Source organism: Dorea sp. OM07-5, from assembly GCF_003481355.1.
Taxonomy (GTDB): domain Bacteria; phylum Bacillota; class Clostridia; order Lachnospirales; family Lachnospiraceae; genus Dorea_D; species Dorea_D hominis.
On the sequence record NZ_QUKZ01000012.1, the window covers coordinates 1 to 21946 of the forward strand.

Annotated in this window: 12 protein-coding genes; 9 read left to right on the forward strand and 3 right to left on the reverse strand. The window is 39.3% G+C overall.

Annotation, left to right across the window (positions count from 1 at the left end; all coding sequences use genetic code 11):
* Positions 1 to 110: 110 nt before the first annotated feature.
* Positions 111 to 2036 carry an NAD(P)/FAD-dependent oxidoreductase gene (locus DXC04_RS11280; RefSeq protein WP_118661049.1) on the reverse strand — a complete coding sequence of 642 codons (1926 nt, stop codon included), beginning with the start codon at positions 2034 to 2036 and terminating at the stop codon, positions 111 to 113.
* Positions 2037 to 2210: 174 nt separating this feature from the next.
* Here DXC04_RS11280 and DXC04_RS11285 point away from each other — a divergent pair, with 174 nt between their 5' ends.
* From DXC04_RS11285 to DXC04_RS11300, 3 genes are all read left to right on the forward strand, one after another.
* Positions 2211 to 4157, forward strand: a complete 1947-nt coding sequence (locus DXC04_RS11285; protein WP_118661050.1) for a sigma-54-dependent Fis family transcriptional regulator — start codon at positions 2211 to 2213, stop codon at positions 4155 to 4157.
* A 487-nt stretch (positions 4158 to 4644) separates the two neighbouring features.
* Positions 4645 to 7761, forward strand: coding sequence for a CotH kinase family protein (locus DXC04_RS11295; protein ID WP_158580483.1), 3117 nt, complete (start codon positions 4645 to 4647; stop codon positions 7759 to 7761).
* A 338-nt stretch (positions 7762 to 8099) separates the two neighbouring features.
* On the forward strand, positions 8100 to 9608 hold the full coding sequence (locus DXC04_RS11300; protein ID WP_118661052.1) for a fibronectin type III domain-containing protein: 1509 nt from the start codon (positions 8100 to 8102) through the stop codon (positions 9606 to 9608).
* A gap of 132 nt (positions 9609 to 9740) precedes the next feature.
* Here DXC04_RS11300 and DXC04_RS11305 read toward each other — a convergent pair whose 3' ends face one another.
* Both DXC04_RS11305 and DXC04_RS11310 read right to left on the reverse strand, forming a co-directional pair.
* A complete protein-coding gene (locus DXC04_RS11305; protein ID WP_158580485.1) occupies positions 9741 to 11882 on the reverse strand; it encodes an Ig-like domain-containing protein in 2142 nt (713 codons plus the stop codon).
* 174 nt (positions 11883 to 12056) lie between these two features.
* Positions 12057 to 13844, reverse strand: coding sequence for an aminopeptidase P family N-terminal domain-containing protein (locus DXC04_RS11310; protein WP_118519978.1), 1788 nt, complete (start codon positions 13842 to 13844; stop codon positions 12057 to 12059).
* Positions 13845 to 14178: 334 nt separating this feature from the next.
* Between DXC04_RS11310 and DXC04_RS11315 the strand changes: the two genes are divergently transcribed.
* The 6 genes from DXC04_RS11315 to DXC04_RS11340 all read left to right on the forward strand — a co-directional run bounded on the left by DXC04_RS11315 (position 14179) and on the right by DXC04_RS11340 (position 21943).
* Positions 14179 to 15348 carry a leucine-rich repeat protein gene (locus DXC04_RS11315; RefSeq protein ID WP_118661054.1) on the forward strand — a complete coding sequence of 390 codons (1170 nt, stop codon included), beginning with the start codon at positions 14179 to 14181 and terminating at the stop codon, positions 15346 to 15348.
* A 74-nt stretch (positions 15349 to 15422) separates the two neighbouring features.
* Positions 15423 to 16196: a sugar phosphate isomerase/epimerase family protein gene (locus DXC04_RS11320; RefSeq protein WP_118661055.1), complete on the forward strand. Its 774-nt coding sequence runs from the start codon at positions 15423 to 15425 to the stop codon at positions 16194 to 16196.
* 310 nt (positions 16197 to 16506) lie between these two features.
* Positions 16507 to 17895, forward strand: coding sequence for a melibiose:sodium transporter MelB (gene melB / locus DXC04_RS11325; protein WP_118661056.1), 1389 nt, complete (start codon positions 16507 to 16509; stop codon positions 17893 to 17895).
* Between the two features lie 122 nt (positions 17896 to 18017).
* Positions 18018 to 19616, forward strand: a complete 1599-nt coding sequence (locus DXC04_RS11330) for a response regulator transcription factor (RefSeq protein WP_118661057.1) — start codon at positions 18018 to 18020, stop codon at positions 19614 to 19616.
* Positions 19606 to 21345, forward strand: coding sequence for a cache domain-containing sensor histidine kinase (locus DXC04_RS11335; protein ID WP_118661058.1), 1740 nt, complete (start codon positions 19606 to 19608; stop codon positions 21343 to 21345). The genes DXC04_RS11330 and DXC04_RS11335 overlap by 11 nt, the downstream gene beginning before the upstream one ends.
* Complete coding sequence (locus tag DXC04_RS11340) at positions 21332 to 21943, forward strand: hypothetical protein (protein ID WP_118661059.1); 612 nt, start codon at positions 21332 to 21334, stop codon at positions 21941 to 21943. The genes DXC04_RS11335 and DXC04_RS11340 overlap by 14 nt, the downstream gene beginning before the upstream one ends.
* Positions 21944 to 21946 lie beyond the last annotated feature (3 nt).

Here is a 21946-nt window from a genome sequence, read left to right on the forward strand (position 1 = left end):
GACTTTTATATTTCATTGTCCTATATGAGGGTAGCATATCAGTTATCAGTGGCTCCTTTCGGGATATTTTAATTAGCTATTGTTAGTAGTTAGGTGAAATGATCAAGCAATTAAAGTTCACGAATAGCCTGCCATGCCTGATGGAAACATTCAAAGATTTTCTTTGACTGACGGGCATCTCCGATAGTTACCACTTTCTTTGCGCAGTCAGCAAATGGAGCAGATGCATCTGTATCGGATTTTAGACCGGTCGCGGAAATAATGGTGTCGGCTGCAATACGGTTTTGTTTTCCGTCTGCATCTTCATAAATGACATTTCCATCTTTGATTTCTACAACTTTGCAAGAAGTCTTGCATGTAACATTTGCTGCAGCTAAGTGATTCATAAGAGAAATCTGACTTAATGGTTCATCCTGCATAACAATACCAGGGAGCATTTCCAAAATGGTTACATCTTTTCCTTCATTTCCAAGTTCCAGAGCAGTTTCCGCACCGACAAGTCCGCCTCCGATGACTACAATTTTGTTTCCGACGGAAGCTGTTTTCTTTAAGACTTTATCCGGTGTCAGAGCAGCTTCAATACCTTTTACAGGAATGGAAACGTATTTAGAGCCTGTTGCAAGAATGACAACATCCGGCTGTAAAGATCGAACCAGTTCCAGAGTAGCTTCTGTATTCATCATTACTTTGATGTTTGCTTTTTCTACCTGGTGGATGAGCCATTCCAGAACGTTTTTATGATCTTCTTTGAAGGAAGGTCTCGTAGCTTCGATAAAGTGACCACCTAACTGATCTGTTTTTTCAATCAGTGTAATCTTGTGGCCGACTTCAGCACCATATCTTGCAGCTTCCATTCCGGCAACACCGCCACCGATGATTACAACATTTTTCGGATCTTCCGTTTTCTTAAGAACATATTCACGCTCTCGTCCACAGGCCGGATTAACTTCACAGCGAATAGGACATCCGGAGAAGAACAAGGATACACAGCCTTCGTGTCCACGACAGCATGGGCGAACGTCTTCTCTTCTGCCTTCTTTTAATTTCTGCGGAAGATATGGATCTGCGATCAATGGTCTTCCCATTGCAATAATGTCGGCACATCCGTCTTCCAGAGCTTTTTCAGCGGTATCCGGATTCAGTGAATTTACTACAATAACAGGAATTTTTGTAACCTGCTCTTTGATAATTTTGGCAAACGGAACAACCATGGCATGCGGCTCATAGTTCGGTGGAATGATATACTGCTGCATAGTCTCATAGATACCGGCTGCAACGTTAATGTAATCAACATCATCCTGGATACTTGCTGCAAAACGAGTTGTTATTTCTGGTGTTAAGCCACCTTCTACACCTTCTGTTGCTGAAATACGATATCCAACGATAAAGTCATCGCCGACAGCAGCACGGACTTTTTTAATAATATTTCTTGGAAAACGTGCTCTGTTTTCTTCACTTCCACCATATTCGTCTGTTCTCTTATTGGTATATGGACTTAAGAAAGAACAGATGAGGTATCCATGTGCACCGTGGATTTCTACACCATCAAAACCTGCCATTTTTGCTCTTACGGCAGCGGCAGCAAATTTATCTTCCAGTTCAACGATTTCTTCTTTACTTAATGCACGAGGTTCGCGCTGAACAAACTTACAAGTGACTGCACTTGGTGCGACCGGTTGTAATCCGGTAGCTCCGGCAGCGGCCTGGCGTCCACCATGAGAAAGCTGTAAAATGGCGGAAGCCCCACCGGCTTTGATTGCTTCCGCAACATAGAAATGTGAAGCAATCATGTGGTCATTATAAATACCACTGGATACAAGAGAGCTGCGGCTTTCTTTGTCATCGACAAATGTATTTTCTACAATAACGGCGGCAGCCCCACCTTTGGCACGTTCACCATAGTAATCAGCCATTTCTCTGGAACTGGAACCATCAGGGTTACTTAGGCGAGTTTCACAGGCTGGCATTACAATGCGGTTTCTCCATATATGTTTTCCAACTTTTACAGGTTCTAATAATTTACTATAATCTGCCATATTCAATCCTCCATTAAATAATATCGCCGGCGTTAAATCGATTTATTTAAGTTACATTTATCATAAGCATCTGATAAAAAAATGTCAAAGATTTCTCAATATATTCTAATTTGAAAAGAAAATTCTCATTTTTTTCTCAAAATATGTTATGATGAGGAAAATGGAGGCGATGAAATGGAGTATAAAGAGCATAATTATGAGTTAATAAAAGAATACTGGAATCGTTATGTTGCCGGGTATGAAGAAATGCCGGAGCATCTGGAAGGACTGGATGATCGTGTTTTAAATTCCTGGAAACGGTCAAAGTTAAAAGCAAATCCATTTGAGACAAATCCGCCATTATTGAATCAGGTTGAATTAGAAAATCTGACGAAAGAAAAACAGGATTTGATTAAAATTGCTGTTCCTTATATGATACAATTTTATGAAATTGCCAAGAATACAACGCAGAATGTATTGCTTACGGATGCAGAAGGAAAACAATTGAAAAATATTTCCGCTAATAACAAAGATCTTCTGGAGATCATGACACATGCGTCTGTAGCCAATGGCAGTAATTATGCAGAGGATGTCTGCGGCACAAGCTCTGTCTCGTTGTCGCTTTACGAGGACAGTCCGATTTTATTGCGGGGGTATGAACATTATCGGGCTATTTATCATAATCTTGCCTGTTTTAGTCTGCCGATTCATTCGCTGGGAAATAAGCAGGTAGGATGTATTTGCATTACCGGTCCATTGGATAAATATCAGCCGCTTGTATCCAGTGCAGGACTGATGATGGTTCATGCAATTGAGAACGAATTGCGATTGACACAATCGAATTTTATCACAGATATTATTGCACAGAATTTTTCGCAGGGATTTATGCTTTTTAATTCACAACACAATATTTTGCGTTTAAATGATAAAGCGAAAGCGTTACTTAGAATTCGGCAGGATATGGTCGGACATGAATTTGAAGAGTATTTTTTAAATGATTTTAACGAAATCATAGAATTGGAAAAACAGCATGAAAAACAGAAGTTTCAATATACTTTGATATTAAAAAATGGCTTGCAGATTGCTCTTTCGGTGCTTGCCGTTCCGATTAAAGAGAATAATCAGGAGGACATGTTTTTACTGATATTTACGTCAGTAGGTGAGGCAAATAAAGAAGCCAGTATGAAAGTTGGATATACGGCACGGTATTATTTCCGGGATATTGTAGGGGAATCTGAAGAAATAAAAAAGGTTAAAGAATTAGGAAAACTGGCATCTAAATCGTCATCCAGTGTGCTGATTACCGGGGAAGCGGGAACTGGAAGGGAATTACTGGCGCAGGCAATCCATACCGGAGGTGAGAGGCGAGAAAGTCCGTTTATTACTGTCCGTTGTGGTTCCGTCCCGAAAGAAATGATGGAGATAGAATTGTTTGGAGATGATGAAAACAGTCAGATCGGGAAAATAGAACTTGCAGACAAAGGGACACTGTTTTTAGATGAGATAGAAAATTTATCTATAGAATGTCAGGTAAAAATACTCTCTTATTTAAGAACAGGAATGATGGAGAATGGGAAAAAATTAAGTGTACGTATCATTGCATGCAGTCAGAAAGATCTGCTTCATCTTGTCAGCGTTAATCAGTTTCGCAGCGATCTGTATTATAAGTTGAATGTAATCAGTATTATTGTACCGCCACTGCGCCGACGCCGGGCAGATATTCGGCCGTTAATTCAATATTATACAGATCGTTATCGTAAAATGCTAAGAAAAGACGTAACAAACATTGAAAAACGCTGTATAGAAGTGATGACGAATTATAATTGGCCGGGAAATGTGCGTGAATTGGAAAGTACGGTAGAACATTTGGTAAATATGGCGTCCGGCCATGTAATGAAATTTAAAGATTTACCGGATGAAATTGTAACCGGATATTTGTCACAGAAATATATAGGACCGGAAGAAGAGGTACAGAAAATAATATCGCCTGAAAAAGTGGAGTGTAGCGAGATCATCAAATGCCTGAAACGGGAACACGGGCATATGAAAACAGTAGCAACGGTACTCCATATGCCGTTGAGTACCCTCTATCGAAAATGTTCAAAATATAACATTGATCCGAAAAATTATCGGGAATGGTAAAGGAGGAGCGTTAACTCTCCTCCTCTTGCGTACGGATCACAATAATATCATTTAACTTTAATATCATATTTTTCTGGGGAAGCACAGACAAATGATCGCGCAATACTAAAAAAACGGTGATTTGATGTGCTTCTTCAATTATTGCTTTTGCGCTGGTACTGCTCGACGAAACCGGCGCTGATAATACGGGTCGGAATAGCGACAACACCGACGCCGAGATAAGCGATACAGATTGCCATAATGCATCCGTATATGGGTTACACACCACGGACACTGGAAAAGTTGTTGTAAGCATATGACAGACGGAAAAATCCGAATGAAGATAAGCATCCTGAACAATAATGGAGCTTTCCGAAATATAAATATTAAGATTTCTTGAATGCTTTCTTAAGATACTTTGAGGTGTATTGTTTTCACTTTTTTGATGCAGTATTCTAAGTTCGTAAATGAAAATACAATCCCGAACAAAGAGCGAGGAGGAGAAGCGATGAAAAAGAGCAACGCATTCGTGAAGAGGCTTATGGCAGCAACAATGGCAGCAGCATTGTGCGCGACTATGACGGAGCTTCCGGTGGCAGCACAGGCAGGACAGAATGAAAAAGGCATAGAAAGTAACGCGGGTAATGATGCGGCAGATGGCACAGTGTCTGATGCGGATACAGAATCGAAAGACGCATTTGACATACAGAATATTTCAGGTCTTTACAATGAACAGAAGATTATTTTGTCTAATCCGGAACAGGTAAAAGCCGCGTACAGCAAGGCAGCAGAAGGACTTCTTGTGTCCGGCAATTCGACGGATGTGGCAGACAACACAGTTACATTTGCGGATGAATTTGATTTCTCCGGCGGAACGATCGGAAGAGTGGATGTTGATGCATTGTCAGTAAAAGGAACAAAAGCAAAACTGGAATTTTATCTGGATGACAACACAACTCCATTTGCAGAAGTAAAACCTGCAGAGCAGAAACGTGCAAAAAAATGGTACACCAAAATCGAGACAACAAGTGTATCCGAGCAGAAAATTACCGGAAAGCATAAAGTATCGTTTAAGATTGTTCCGGGTGAAAATGAAACAACAACCGGAATGGCACTGCGTGCGATTACATTTACGAAAAGTACGGTCCCGACCATATATTTTAATATCGATGAGACAAAAGGAAGCATTGATTCGATGAATGGCGACCAGCAGCATGATACAGAGTGCTACGGTGATATGAAGGTGGAGATCCCGAATGGATACACCTGCGAATATGCCAACGATAAAGGAAAGACGAACAATCTGAAGACTGAAACCTATTCAATGGAATATATCCGCGGACGTGGAAATTCCACATGGGGCACCGGGAAGAATCCATACAAGATTAAGCTGGATAAAAAAGCAAATCTGTTTAATATGGGTAAAAACAAGCACTGGGTTCTGTTAGCTGATTATTATGATCCGAGCCATATCCGTAATAAGATTACATACTGGATGGGCAAAAAACTTGGCATGGCTTACACACCGGAGTGTGTATATGTTGATGTTGTTATGAATGGACAATATTATGGAAGTTATCTGCTCTCTGAACAGGTACGCGTCGGAAACTCCCGTGTAGATATCGATGATCTGGAGGCAGATGACGAATCCAAAGCTGCAACAGATGAGCCGACGATCACAGGCGGATATCTGCTTTCAATGTCTCCATACAAAGATGAAGATGGAAAGATCATTCATACAAAACAAGGCATAGATTATCTGATCGAAAGCCCTTCTTTCGAAGATTATGAAAATGAAGCGCAGTATAATTATATTTCTAAATATGTGCAGGATACAGAAGATGCGATATATGGAAAAGATTTCAAAAAGGACGGAAAATCTTACGCAGAATATATGGATGTCGATGCAGCGATTGATTATTACTGGATGCAGGAATTCAGTATGAACGGTGATGCGTTTGGCAGTACAAGTACTTATTTATACAAACCACGGAATGGCAAATTATTCTGGGGACCGCTTTGGGATTTCGATTATGTAGCGTGGGGCAATAATGAATACAATGAATATAACTGCGAAGGCTGGGCAATGAAGGAGAATGTCTGGTTTGGACGGTTATTTAGGGATAAAGATTTTGCTGATAAAATGATCGCGCGTTGGACAGAGATCCGAAAAGTGATGGAAGAAGCCAGCAAAGACGGCGGTCAGATCGATCAGTATGCAGAAAAAATCCGCAATTCTATGAAATATAATGCTTATCAGTATGGCGACAACTATGATGTAGACGAAAAAGATAAAACTTTCCAGCAGAGTGTGGATCAGCTTAAAGGCTGGATTCAGGCGCGTATCAAATGGGTGAATGAAAATATAAATACCTTACAGACAAAATACCACCAGGTAAAATTCATGGATGGTAAAAAAGTTCTTTCCATACAGAATGTAGCAGATGGAGACAGTGCTGAGTTTCCTAAAACGGGAACAAAGAAAGGCTACGTTTTCAGTGGCTGGTACGCAAACGACGACGGAGAGACGTACCGCGTAGATAAGAAAATGGAAATTTACAATGATATGACAATCACAGCCAAATGGACACGTGCTGATAGAATAAAACCAGTCTCTAAGATTATACTTGGCTATGATAAGATCACACAAACGTATCAACAGACAGATTCAGATCATACAGATGATGATGAGACAGATACATTCTCTATTCCATATTATGTAATCGGAGGAAACGGTGAGAACGAGGAGCTTGTATGGAAGTGCTCTAATTCAAAAGTCGGTAAGATTTCCGGGGATGGCGAGATACAGATTCTTGGTGTTGGAGATACGGTAGTTACAGCATCTACAAAAAACGGTAAAGTAAAAGCAAGCTGTAAAGTACATATTATAGAGCCGGTTGATGATGAGATATATTGTAACGGATTTGATTTGAACAAAACGGATGTGAAAATGAAAAAAGGTGGATATACGGTATTAAATGCAATTCCATATCCGGATGATATTACAGAGAGCTTTGACGTAGAATATTATTGTGACGATCCGGCAGTAGAGCTGGAAACATTTGGAAATAAATGTATCGTAAAAGGTGTTAGGGACGGTGAGGCACAGATTACAGTTGTTTCTACTATACAGGAGAGCGGAACGGTTATCCGGGTTTGTAAAGTGAAGGTTGGAACTGCTACTCAGAAACAGGTGAAGCCGGGAATGAAAGTGGTATCCGGAGGAATCGCATACAAAGTCAGCAGCGTTACTGTAAAAGGCGGAACTGTGAAAGCAATCGGAATTTCAAATGCAAAGAAAACAAGCCTTAAGATTCCGTCAGCAATCAAGATCGCAAAGAAAAAATACACAGTTACAGCAGTAGCATCAAAAGCATTTAAATCCAACAAAAAACTGAAATCCGTTGTATTTGGTGCAAATGTGAAGCGGGTTGGAGATAAAGCTTTTTATGGTTGTAAGAATCTGAAAACTGTACAGTTTAAAGCCGGAAAAGCGAAATTCGGGAAACAGGCATTTGCCAAAACGGATTCCAAAATGAAGCTGAAAGCGAAAAAAGCAGATCAGAAAACCTATCAGAAGCGCCTGAAAAAAGCAGGAGCGAAAAATGTGACTGTTGTGAAATAAAATGTGACTAAGATGGAAACTACGTTGTAGATAGTCTATTTATATGATACTATGCATATAGATAAGATGTCGGTGGTGTGAAAGTGTAAGGCACGGAACATCCCGGCATCTTATTTTTATATAATGGGATATCCCATTATATAAAAAAGCTTTCGGCAGGATGCGCACTGCGGCGTACAATGATGATGTCGCAAGCGGTCTACGTTCCACTTCGGTCGTTGCTAAACGAGCGTCACAGGCGCTCAGCAACGCCGCAGGCGCCAGAATGTGCCAAGGCACATTCTATGTTCTACATTTTATTTATAACAACAGGGAAATGACACGAAAGGAGGCATACTATGAATGTGAGAAAGAAAGTAGGATATGTGTTTACAATGTTTGCGGTCAGTCTGCTGGCAATTTGCTTTTTCAGTATAAAAGCAAACGCCATGGAGATTAGTGAAAATGGGAAATATTCTCTGGTTTTGTCAGTTCCGTGGGATGACGGGGATGCAGATATTGACGGAGAATACGAAAAACTCATCCGGTTTAATGTTGATCCGGGAGAAACAACCGTAGACATCACGGAGCTTACAAAAGGAATTACAGCATTTAACGGAAAGAACGTCTTTGAAGGCTGGAGAGAAAGTGACGGATCGGAGCTTGTAAAAAATTTAAGTATAGATAAGTTTACGAAGTCAGTGGACATTAGTGGTGAAGAATATGAGAACGGATATACGCTTGTGGCGAAGTTCTCAGATCAGGAGCTTAAAGACACCGGAACCTATTATATTACACTGGATGGTTTTGCAGGTACGTTACAAGGAAAAAAGAAACTGCGACTTACTTATGACGCTGATCAGTTCAGTACGCTTGATCTGTCAGAATTTCAACCGGAGAGAAAAGGATGTAATTTTGTCGGCTGGGACTATAATGGAGAAGTGATTTCTTCTGTAGACAAATCGGTATTTAAGGATTCGGATGCCGTTAATATTACTGCTTTATATAAGAGTACAGAACCGCTGGATGAGGAATCCTATATACTTAATTTCGACGCCAATGGCGGAACTCTCGATGGGGAGAAAGTAAAGAAATGTAATTACCTTGGCGGCGCCGACAGCGGAACAAGTATGGCAATCTTTCCATATATTCCTGAAAGAGCAGGATATAAATTTATCGGATGGAATTCTAAGAAAGATGGAAGCGGAAATAATTATAAATACATATATTGGAGAGCATGGTCTGCCCGGAACGATGAGGAGTCCGAGTTTGAGCGGGACGGTCTGATCGAAGATAAGAACATGTACCGGAATCTCACATTGTATGCAAAATGGGAGAAACTTCCGGAGACAGAGAAAAAAGTTGGAAAAGTCAGTCTTGCAAAAGCATCCTATACTTATGATGGAAAAGTAAAGAAACCATCTGTAATTGCAAAAGATAAGAACGGTAAGAAGATTGCAAATTCTTATTATAGCGTATCTTATCCATCCGGATGTAAGAAAGTCGGAAACTACAAGGTGAAGATTACGTTCAGGAAACCATACAGCGGAAGTTTTACAAAAACATTTACGATCATTCCAAAAGGAACATCTGTGAAATCTTTAAATGCAGCAAAGAAAAAGCTGACTGTAAAATGGGCAAAGCAGACGAAGGAGACGACCGGTTATCAGATCCAGTATACAACGGATGCGAAGTTTAAGAAGAGCATCAAGACGAAAACGATTTCAAAGAACAAGATAACAAGCGCATCACTTGGTAATCTGAAATCAAAGAAGAAATATTATGTGCGTATCCGTACATATAAAAAAGCCGGAAATGCAAAATACTATTCTGCATGGTCAAAAATTAAGAAAGCGACTGTGAAGTAAGATAGGATATTTTGATATGATCGAAAAAGTGCATATATACTAAAAAGATGCTGCGTAACGGGTTACTTAATCCATTATGCAGCATCTTTCTTTTTGTGTATATGCCTGTTTACTGAATATTAAAATTAATATTTATTTTTCTACTACGATTCCAGAAGTAATTCGTTTACCAATCTGTTCGCCTTTTGAATTGAATGCGGTTGCAGTTAATGTTGTTGAACCTTCGGATTTTCCAGTAATATTTCCATTAGAATCAACACTGGCAATAGCTGGATCTTCGACTTCATATTTTATGGATGCTGAAGCTGAAGCTGGATAAAGATTTACTGAATTATTTACAGTGCTACCGATGGATACAGAAACAGACTTTTTAGCAAACATCATTTTTGAATAATATGCTGCCTGTTCCGGCGTAATTTTTTGTCTAGGATATTCTTTGGGATTATCTTTCCATCTTAATTCCCACTGATACCATCCACCGTCATATACAGAAATATTATCTTTACCATTTTGATATGCAAGGAAGAATGGAATGGTTGCTCTCCAACCTGTACCACAATAAAATGACAATTCATTCTTTGCGTAATCAATATTTGCTTCAGATAGATATTCTTTCATTTGGCTAAGTGGAATGACAAAGCTGGAATCTTGTGCATAGTCATTAATATTTTTTCCCCATACAGCACCTAATGGTTCGCCAGCTGTTTCAATGTAGGCGTAGTTAGATTTTACACCTTCGAACTCATCTCGTGATCGAATGCTGACCAATTTAAAGTTTGGATCATTTTTTAATTTCTCATTTACTTGATCAATGGAAAGAATATATTTATGTTCTATATTACCAAAATCATTATTGCCAGGAGTTGGAGATACGGTTTCGGTAGTTGTTGGAAGGTTGAGTTTCTCCCATCCCGTAATACCTCCATCCAAAATTTTAACATCTTTTACGCCTGCGCTTAGCATTGCAAAGGCAACTCGTCCAGTATCAGAGGAGTTTCCATTTTTACCATAGAGGATTACCTTTGTATCTTTAGTAATTCCATATCTTTTAAAAAAGGTCTTTAATTCATTGTCTGATCTTAAATTATAAATTTGTTCAATAGGAACTTCTCCATCATTATCACCGTAAGTGATTTTCCCATAGTTATTTCCGTTGCGATTATAGTCCCAAAGATCGTCAATATTATTTCCAACAACATTGTCTTTTCCCCAAGGCGTCCAATCTACATATTCAACCTCATCAGAGTTGATATGAATTGCAGTTGGAATATGAGCTTTTGAACAATAATCAGTTAACCAGGAAGCATCTGCAATTAAAGCGTTTTTATATTCTGGCTGATCACCGTCAATAACACTTTTTAGCCATTCAGGAGTAACAAAAACCTGACGTGTGGATACGGCATCTGGTTTTTCGACAGTTACATTATAAGATGCTTGTATATTGGAACCATCTATTGTGATTGCAGTAATAGTTGCTGAACCATAATCTCTTGCTGTAACAATTCCCTTTGCAGAAACGGTTGCAACAGCTTCATTTGAAGAAGTATATTTTAAAGATTTATTTCCGGCATTACGAGGGGAAATGGTCACTTTATTATTTCCAGAAGAATCTTTTGCTTTTAATATTAAAGATTCCTTTTCAAATGTAATCTTGTTAATTCTGGTAGATACAGTAACATTGCATTTGGCTGAAATGTATTTACCAGATTTATTACGTTGTTTTGACGTTATTGTAATAGTTGCTTTTCCATCTTTAGAGGCCGTAATAATTCCTTTTGCAGAAATTTTAGCAACAGAATTGTTGGTTGTTTTATAAGAAACAGGACAATAAACACCGGATGGTGATATCTTAACATTTAAATCCTTTTTTTCGCCGGCCTTTAAAGTAAGTGTTTTGTATGTAGATATACGAGAAGGCTTTAAATCTTTTACAATAATTGTTACAGTGTCCGATATTTTTTTGTTTTTCTTAAGAGTTCCCGTAATCTTTACTTTACCGCTTTTTTTTCCATGAATAATTCCGTTGGAAGATACAGTGGCAATTTTATTATTACTGCTTTTTAAAGATACAGTTTTATCAAGCCCTTGAGTAGAGAGCGTTTTGATAGTAATTTTTGATTCTCCTTTAATATCCACTATCTTTGAAGAGACATGCATAGAAATTTTTTTTGGAGTTTTGCTTGCCGCATTAACTATGGAGTTTGCGCTGAATAATAGTGTGCATGCAAGCATAAACATAATAAGGGGTGACGATTTTTTGAGAATTCTTTTCATTTTCATTCCTCCATTCTGAAAACAGGCAAAATATATTTGAATAATTAAATTATATAAGGGAGAATATTAGAAGTAAAATTAGTAAAAAGAATAAATGACTGCATATATAGAAAATAATTATAAGAAAATTGCTGTCTCCTGGGAGACAGCAATTTTTCCAAATATATAGCGTTATTAGATGGCTCTTGTATACTCTTTCAACCATTCACGCTCATCGTCGTTCAGGTGCGGAGCAACAATCTCATAAACTTTCTTATGGTAGTCATTGAGCTGTTCTCTTTCCTGATCTGTCAGCATCTCAGGGATGATGGCATCCAGATCGATTGGAACGTAAGTGATTGGTTCAAAATATAAGAATTGACCATATTCGTTCTTCTCGCCTTCTCTTACAAGCAGTTCATTTTCAGTACGGACACCGTGGCTTCCTTCAATGTAAATACCCGGCTCGTCTGTGATTACAAGACCTGCCATCAGAGGTGCATGCTCTTTTTCACGGATTGCACAGCGGAATCCGCAGGATGCTTCGTGGATGTTCATTAGGTATCCGACATCATGTCCGGTTCCGTGGTTGAAGTTGATACCACGTCTCCAAGCAGGCATTCTTGCCAGAACATCCAGATTGTAACCGGTTGTTCCTTCCAGGAATACGGCATGTGCCAGATTGAAGTTACACTGAAGAACAGTTGTAAAATCTTCTTTCATACGTTGTGTCAGTTTACCAAATGCGAAAGTACGGCTGATATCTGTAGATCCTTCTAAATATCCGCCACCTGTATCTGTCAGGAATAATCCGTTCTCAGTAAGCGGGATATCTGTTTCCTGAGTCGGCTCATAATGCACGATCGCACCATGTTCGCCGGATGCGCAGATCGGCTCAAAACTCTGCCACAGATAACCTTCCTGCTCTTTACGGAAAGTTTCCAGTTTGGCAGCAGCGCTTAACTCTGTGATTTCAATCTTACCAATGTTAGTTTTCAGCCAGTACATGAACTTCGTCATGGCTACGGCATCTTTTTTATGTGCATTAATGATATTTTTGATCTCGACATCATTTTTCTTTGCTTTCATAGCAATTGTCGGATTTACCTGCTGTACAACTTTTGCTCCGTCCGGAATGTTGTTGAACAATGCATAGTTTAATCTGTTTGGATCAACAAGAACAGTAGAATCAGCGCTTAAGTTCTTGATATCCTCATAAATTGCATTGTACGGATGCAGTGTAATGTTATTCTTTGCAAGAGCCGCTTTCATATCATCATTCAGCTTGCGCTCGTCAATGTAAAGCTTCATCTCATCCATTGTTACAATGGCATAAGAAAGAAGCAGCGGGAAGAAATCTACGTCATCTCCACGCAGGTTTGTGATCCAGCATACATCATCAAGAGCTGCGATGATATGCACATCAGCGCCGGCTTTTTTCATAGCCTTGCGAACACGAGCAAGTTTGCTTTCTGTGCTCTCACCGGTGTATTCTTCGCCAAGAGCAAATGCCGGTTTTTCAGAAAGTGCCGGACGGTCTGTCCACACCTTATCTACCAGATCTTCAGAATAGTTGATCTTACCATTTTTAGCTGCAACGGCTGCTTCTAGTGCAGTACCTTCTTCGATAGCGATAACACGTCCGTCGAAGCCAAGTGTTCCATTCTCCGGAAGTACCGAAGCGATAAATTCTTCTTCTGTCGGTACACCAGGCTCGCCCATTTTATAAAGCTTCACACCTGTGCCGTTTAACTGCTGCTCAGCCTGCAGGAAATATCTTCCGTCAGTCCACAGACCAGCCTGGTCTTTTGTGAAAATGGCAGTTCCGGCAGAGCCAGTGAAACCTGTCATGTATTCCCTTACTTTAAAATGATCGCCCACATATTCGCTCTGATGAAAATCATCGGTTGGAATCATGTAAACGTCGTAACCACGTTCTTCCATTAATTTACGAAGAGCGGAGATTCTTTCTGGTATTGTCATAATAAAAACCTCCTTCATTTTTCTTATATAGAAATACCTTCCAAACAAAGATTGTAGCACAATCGTTAATAAATGAACAGGAAGAATATTGTCAAATTTTTGTGATCGCGTTAAGTTATATAAAAAATTCCATCCGCTACATATCTAATGCTTGTATAAATGGTAAGGATCTTTTCAAAAATGAAGATTACACATTAAGCTATGCAAAGGTAAGAAATATTACTCTGGAGGTTTTTATGACCTTTGGATAGTTGTATGAATGAGAGATATCCTTTATACTTATTGTAGATAATATACTAGGGGAGTAGAAGCAATCAACAGAAAGGAGACGCGTATGAAAAAGAAACATTGGAAACAACATGTAACTACAGTTATACTTTCTGCAATATTGTTCCTTGTATTGATATTCATGTCAGGAAAATTGGGGATGGTTGCATATGCATCAGACAAAATAAGTGGAGAAGTTGGAACATTAAAATGGTATTTGGAAGAACAAAAGGATGTAGTCGATGAAAAGGAACAGGTGGAGACTGCGCTTGTGATTTCCGGGAAAGGAGAGATTCCAGATTATAAAAATCCGGAAGACAGACCGTGGAATGGAATTGCGGATCAGATTGAGAAAGTGGAAATCAAATCAGTGAAAGGAAAGGATAATATAACAAAGATTGGAGCAAGAGCTTTTGAAAATTTGCCAAATTTAAGTCGGGTATGGATTCCATCATCTGTAAGAATAATTGAAAAATATGCATTTAAAAACTGCCCGAAACTGGATTTTGTAACCATCATGTCTTCTACGGGTGTGGATGAAGAAGCTTTTGATCCGGACGTAATACAGGATGTCATTTGCGATCATATGTATATGGGAAGAGTTTATGTTGCGGATGATATTGTAATGGCTACACTGAAAAAGGATGGAAAATGTAGTTATGAAATTTATTGCAGTGGTTGTGGAGATTACGTAGACAGTGTAGGAGATCAGAAAATTCCGTTTATAAAATCCATATATTTACAAAAGAAAAATTATGTGTATACCGGTAAAAAGATTACACCGGAAGTTATCGTAAAAGACAGAAAGAGAAAAGTACTTGAGAAAGACAGCGACTATAAATTAAAATATTCTGCAGGAAGACAGTATGTTGGTACTTATACGGTAAAAGTGAATGGATATAATAAGTACAGATTCACGAAGAAACTGTCCTTTATCATTAAGCCGCAAGGTACAAAGATTGTGAAAATATCTGCCGGAAAGAAAGCATTTACAGTGAAAGTGCAGAAACAAAGTATACAGACAACAGGGTATGAGATTGCATATAGCACAAATAAGAATTTCGCAAAAGGCACGGAGAAGAAACTGGTGATACCGAGTAATAAGACAACAAAAAAGAAAATTACCGGATTAAAAAAAGGCAGAAAATATTATGTGAAAGCCTGTACTTATAAAACAGTCAAAGGGAAAAAATATCATTCCAGATGGAGTGAAGTGAAAACTGTGAGAGTAAAATAACACTGCGAAATAATCAGCCGGGATCATAATAGCAGGGACTTTTCAAAAAAATATAACAGAAGAAAGGATTAACTATGATATACGCAAGTCACCTGATCGCAGATAATGAGATGCAAGAAATAATAGAACAGACAGGAATGGGCGTGGAGAGTATCGATTTTTCCATTGCAGATGTTCTGGATCACTGGGAAGAACATTTGCCGGAATATAAAGAGAGGTTTCACGTAATGGGCACCGCACATCTTACGCTGCATGGTCCGTTTCTGGATCTGAATCCGGCGGCGTATGACAGCCAGATCCGTCAGGTGACAAGACTTCGCTTCGATCAGTCCTATGAAGCTGCAAGAGAGCTGGGCGCAGAGAAGATTGTATATCATAGTTGTTATTATCCACAGGTTTATTTTCTGGAAGGATGGGCAGAGCGTGTTGCAGAATTTATGAACCAGTTTCTGGAAGGACGTTCAGACATAGAAGTTGCATTGGAAAATGTATTAGATCCAAAATGGGAGTCGTTAAAAGCGGTTGCAGATCAGGTAGAGGCAGATAATTTTGGCTTGTGTCTGGATATCGGACATGCCAACTGCTATTCAGCCCAGCCGGTAGAAGAATGGGCACAGGGATTAAATCCTTATCTTACGCACATCCATGTACATGATAATCATGGTGATAGAGATGCGCATTTTGCACTCGGAGACGGTAATCTGAAGTGGGAGAAAATTCAGGAGATATTTATGCAGGAAGAAAAAAGGCGCAGAGAAACCGGCTGCAAGAAAGAGCTGACATATACAATCGAATGTGCGAAGAAAGAGTGGATTTTGCAATCCTGGGAAAAACTCTCATGTATGTAAAAATATTTATCGATTTTTAAAAAGGGAGATGTGAAAAAACTCAATCGAGTTTTTTTACATCCCCTTTCGATTGCCATAATTCAATAAAGACTTTGTGCCGTAGATATAAGTTTGCGGAAAACAGACCGTTTTCCAACTTGCTTGAAAGCATTGTAGCATACCGGGTTTCATGTGGCAAGAACGAGGAAAAATAGAAATTCATATTTTTTGAGTAGAATATCAAATGTTTATATTTCCTTTCGAATGTTAAACTTTAGTCACATTAAAGATAAGTGCATGTAAAGAAAAGCACAAGAAGGAGATAAAGGGAATGGAGAACAACAACAGTAAAAGTAGTGTAGTTTACCAGGGTAAGATTCCTGGAAGAGTAAAATACTCCTTTGCGTTTGGGGCATTGGGTAAGGATTTGATTTATGGAATGATCGCAACATTTTCCATGATCTATTTTACAGATATTATTAAAGTAGCACCGGCATTCATCGGAACTATGTTTTTTGTAGCAAAGATCTGGGATGCGTTTAACGACCTGTTCATGGGAATGATCGTTGATAACACAAGAAGCCGTTTCGGTAAATTCGTACCGTGGCTTGTAATCGGAACTCTGATCAATGCATTCGTATTTGTGATCGTATTTACAGACTTCCATTTATCAGGTGTAAGCCTTTGCGTATTCGCATCCGTTATTTACGTTCTGTGGGGAATGACTTATACAATCATGGATATTCCATACTGGTCAGTTATTCCGAACCTGACTTCTGATCCGCAGGAACGTGAGAAAGTATCTGTATTACCACGTATTTTCGCAAGTATCGGTCAGTCACTGATCATCGCAGGATTTGGTGTACAGATCATCAAAGGCCTTGGTGGAGATTACACAGGATACCACAGATTTGCATTAATCATTGCAGCAACATTTATCTTTACAATGGCAGTATGTGTACTGAATCTTCCAAAGATCCAGCATGATGTCGATAAGAAAGATAAGATGAAATTCAAAGATATTTTCACAGTCATTAAGAAAAATGACCAGTTAAGATGGGCAGTTCTCCTGATCCTCTTATATAACGTAGCAATTCAGGCTATCATGGGAGTTGCAACATACTATTTCAGTTATGTATGTAACGATGCAGGAATGTTATCTGCATTTATGATCAGTGCATCTGTTGCTGAGGTAGTAGGTCTTCTGATCTTCCCGAAAGTTACAAAAATTTTATCCAGAAAGAAAGCATTCTTAATGGCATGTGTACTTCCGCCGATCGGATTAATTCTTCTGTTAGTTGTTGGCTTTGTATGCCCGACAAATATTCCACTGACTGCAATCGCAGGTGTAATTGTTAAGACAGGAACCGGTCTGGAACTTGGATGTGCAACTGTATTCCTTGCTGACGTCGTAGATTATGGCGAGTATGTGCTCGGAAACAGAAATGAAGGAGTTGTATTCTCCCTGCAGACATTGATCGTTAAGCTGACGGCTGCATTTACATCACTGGCAATTGGATTTGTTCTGGAACTTACAGGATATGTTCCGAATGCTGTTCAGTCATTTGCAACACAGAATTCCATCCGTATTTTAATGTGTGTTGTACCGACTATTGGAGTTATTCTTGCATATGTTGTATTTAAGAGTAAATACAAATTAAGTGATGAATTTATGAAAAAAGTCGTAGCAAAGATCACTGGTTCTGTGGTTGAAGAATAGATAAAATAATCATAGTGAACAAATAAGACAAGTCGATTTTAGAGGGATAAAATCGGCTTGTCTTGTGTTATAATATGAGGAAAAGCCATTGGTTATATAAGATGAATATGAGGAGTGTGACAATGAGGACATTTCAAATTATTTTAGCAGATGATGAACAGCAGATCCTTCATGGAATGGAAAGAGGTATTGACTGGGAGGGACTTGGATTTTCAGTTGCGGGAACGGCACAGAACGGAAAAGAAGCGCTGGAACTCATGGAAGAATATCACCCGGATCTGGTGATCAGTGATATCAAGATGCCGTTTATGGATGGTCTGGAACTGGCGAAGAACATACATGAAAATTACATGAATACGAAGATCATTCTATTTTCCGGATGGGATGATTTTGAATATGCCCGCCTTGCAATTAGCTATGGCGTGTCGGAATATATTATGAAGCCGATCAACTATGATGAGATGCGAAAGCTTCTGACAGATATGCATGAAGAACTGGACAGGGAATACGATGAGAAAATAAACCGCGCCCGGCTGGAACATGCCTATGCAGAGAGTCTCCCACTTTTAAGGCAGCAGTTTTTCACCCGTCTTGTTACCGAGCCAATGGATGTAGAAGAGCGGGAACAACAGATCAAAAGTTTAAAGCTTGATTTTTCAGATTTTGTTTATTCAGTAGTAGTAGTCAAAGTGCAAAAAGGCGAGGAAAAGGATATCTTAAGTGAACTGTCGATCAAAGAAACATTAAAGGAAGCGCTGGAAAAGATTGCAAATGTGTATGAATTTGGTATGAGTGATAAAGAAATATTTATCCTTGGCAGTAACAAAAAACACGATATCGGGAAAATCACCCGGACGATCGACGAGACGGCTGTGCTGATCGAGCGTATTTTTGGCAGCAGGATTTCCTGTGGGATCAGTGGAAATGCAGAACGCTTGAAAGATATGCCGGTGTTATACGAACAGGCGGTGGAGGCGCTGGATTATAACCTCGTCCTTCCGGAAGAAAGTTATACTTATTACAATGATATTATGCCTCTTCAGGAAGTGGAAGATGACTGGAACACACAGGTAGAAATGATTGGAAAAAGCATTACACACTGTTCGGAAGAAGAACTGAAAAATCAGGTGGAAGAATTACTTGCATGGCTGCATAAGGGGCATTATAACCTGAATGAATATCAGATTGTCATTCTGGAGATATCCTTTTCATTTGCAAGATTTTATAAGAAATATCAAATCACATCCGATACAGAATTTGCCGGTTCCAAGAAGATGGCAGTGAAGATCCTTTCCTTAAGTACAGGAGAAGAACTGGATCACTGGCTGATGAATTACTGTCAGCTCATCCGTTCGCTGATCCAGAAAAAGCAGATAGATAATAATGTAATTCTGGCGGAAAATGCGAGAAAGATTGTAGAAGAGAATTTCCAGAATCCGGATCTCAGCGTAGAATCCGTATGCGGCGAACTGCATGTCAGCACATCCTATTTTTCAAAAATATTCAAGCAGGAGACGGGCGGCACATTTTTGAATTATTTGATCAGCCGCAGAATGGAAGAAGCGAAGAAACTGCTTTTGCAGACGGATTATAAGAGCCATGCGATCGGTGCAATGGTAGGTTATCCGGAGCCGAATTATTTCAGCTATGTATTTAAGAAAAACTGCGGTATGTCACCGGCGAAGTACAGGAAACTGGAAGGAGCGGAACATGAAAAATAGAAAAATAAGCATCCGACTTGTATTTCCGGTTGTGATGTCGGCATCTATTGCAGTTTGTATTATTAGTTGCATGCTGTTATTTTCCTATTATTTTTCTACATATTTTCAGAAAGATGCGATTGAGAAAACAGGAAAACAAAAAAATGCACTGGCACAGAGCCTGGAAAAAGAAATTGACAACATGAATGATCTGACAAATTCTATATATTATCAGGAGATCAAGGAATATGATGTGAGTAGTAGATTGTTCAGCGAAGAAATGCAGCAGCGTATCAACCGGGAAACAGACACGATTTATGCGGCAGCATTGTATGATGCGAACGGCAGAGATTTATGGCATTCTGAGAATCTGGAAAATATGCAGAAAGAAGAGATTCGCGAAACGACATGGTTCCGTCAGGCGAAAGAAAACATAGAGACGATAAATTATGGACAGAAGAAATTACTGCTGAATGGAGAGTCCTGCTATATTTACGAAATCAGCCGCTATGTAGAATATATCGATCATGGAAGTATGAAATCAGGAGTTCTTCTGCTGGATTATTATACGGATTCGATGGATTCTGTTTTGCAGCATTATAAAAATCAGAAGTCCGCATATTGTTATCTTTTAGATGCAGATAACCAATTATTATATCACCCATTTGAAAAACAGATTGTTTCCGGCCTTTATAAGGAGAAGACGATAAAGGAGGCACTTGCGAGTAAAAATTACAAAATATACAGGGCAGACGGAGAAAGATGGATGCTCATGCGGCAGCAGATCGGTTATACCGGCTGGAATGTTGTGCTTGTAAGTTCCATGTCCAGTCTGGATCTGGAAACCCGGAATCTCTATTCCTTGGCATGGTTTACACTTTTGCTCGTTGGTGTGATTCTGATCTTCCTTGATATTCTGCTTTTTCGCAGTTTTACGAATCCGGTTTACCGTCTGCTTCGGACGATGCAGGAATTTGGAAAAGGAAATTATGAAGTAAAAGCAGAAGAAGAAGGAATCGGTGAGCTGAAAAATTTAAGTGCACATTTCAATATTATGGCAGATAAATTACAGAAGCAGATGGAAGAAATCCGTGAGAATGAAAGAGAGAAGCAGAAGATGGAGAAGAAGCTTCTGCAGTCCCAGATCAACCCGCATTTCTTATATAATACATTAGATTCGATCATCTGGATGATCCGCAGTGAAGAATATGAAGGCGCCGGCGAGATGGTTTCATTGCTTGCAAAATTTTTCCGGACTTCCTTAAGCCAGGGAAAAGATATGATCCCTCTGGAAAAGGAATTGGAGCATGCGACCAGCTATCTCGCAATCCAGAATATCCGCTTCAAGGATAAATTTGAATTTAAAGTAAAAGCAGATCCGGCGTTATTGAAATACCTTTGTCCGAAGTTATCGATACAGCCACTTCTGGAAAATGCAATCTATCACGGAATGGAAGGCATGTATGAGGACGGCGAGATTGAGATCCACATTTATGACAAGGACGGAAATATAGGAATAGATGTAGCAGACAATGGTCTTGGAATGACGCAGGAAAAAATAGATTATATTATGCACAATAAAGTGGTATCCAGCAAGCGTGGATCCGGAATCGGTGTGCGGAATGTAAATGAGCGGATCCAGCTGATCTATGGTGAGGAATATGGAATCACGATCACGAGTGAGCTGGACGAAGGAACAACTGCGACAATTACAATTCCGAAGATGGAGGAAACGGATGAGACAGAGTAGAAAAAAACATGCAGTTCTGATACTGCTGCTTCTGCTTATCGCACTGGTATCAACCGGGCTTATGACGAAGCACAGCAAAATAGAAAAAAGAAGCAGAATGACAGTTGTTTTTCCCAAAAATGAACCGGAAGATCTGTCGGCATTACAGGATGGAATCCGCGATTATGCATACGATCATCAGGTGAAATTAGATGTCTGGTACAAAGAACAGATGTCAGCAGAAGAACTGAAAAAGCTGATAAAAGAAGAAAAGAAAAATAATTCAAAAGGTGTCGTGCTTGTCTATCCGGAAAACTATCTGGAGAAACAAGCAGATGGCTATGTTTATAAGGATGTTCTTGCTGTGACAGATAGAATGCAAAAAGAATTTAAGTATTACGCTTCCTTTACAGAGAGTAAAGAAAAAGCGTACCGGCTTCCGGTAAAGACATCGGTTCTGGAGCAGGTAAAAAACGGGAAGAAAAAGGAGATCCTGCTGGAAAATACATATAAACTCGGATACGAAAGCATGAAGATGAAAACGATCACTCTGAAGCCGGTAAAGCTTGACAGAGAGACGATGGAAAGCGGTAAATATGATGCATTATTTGCCGGATAAGGA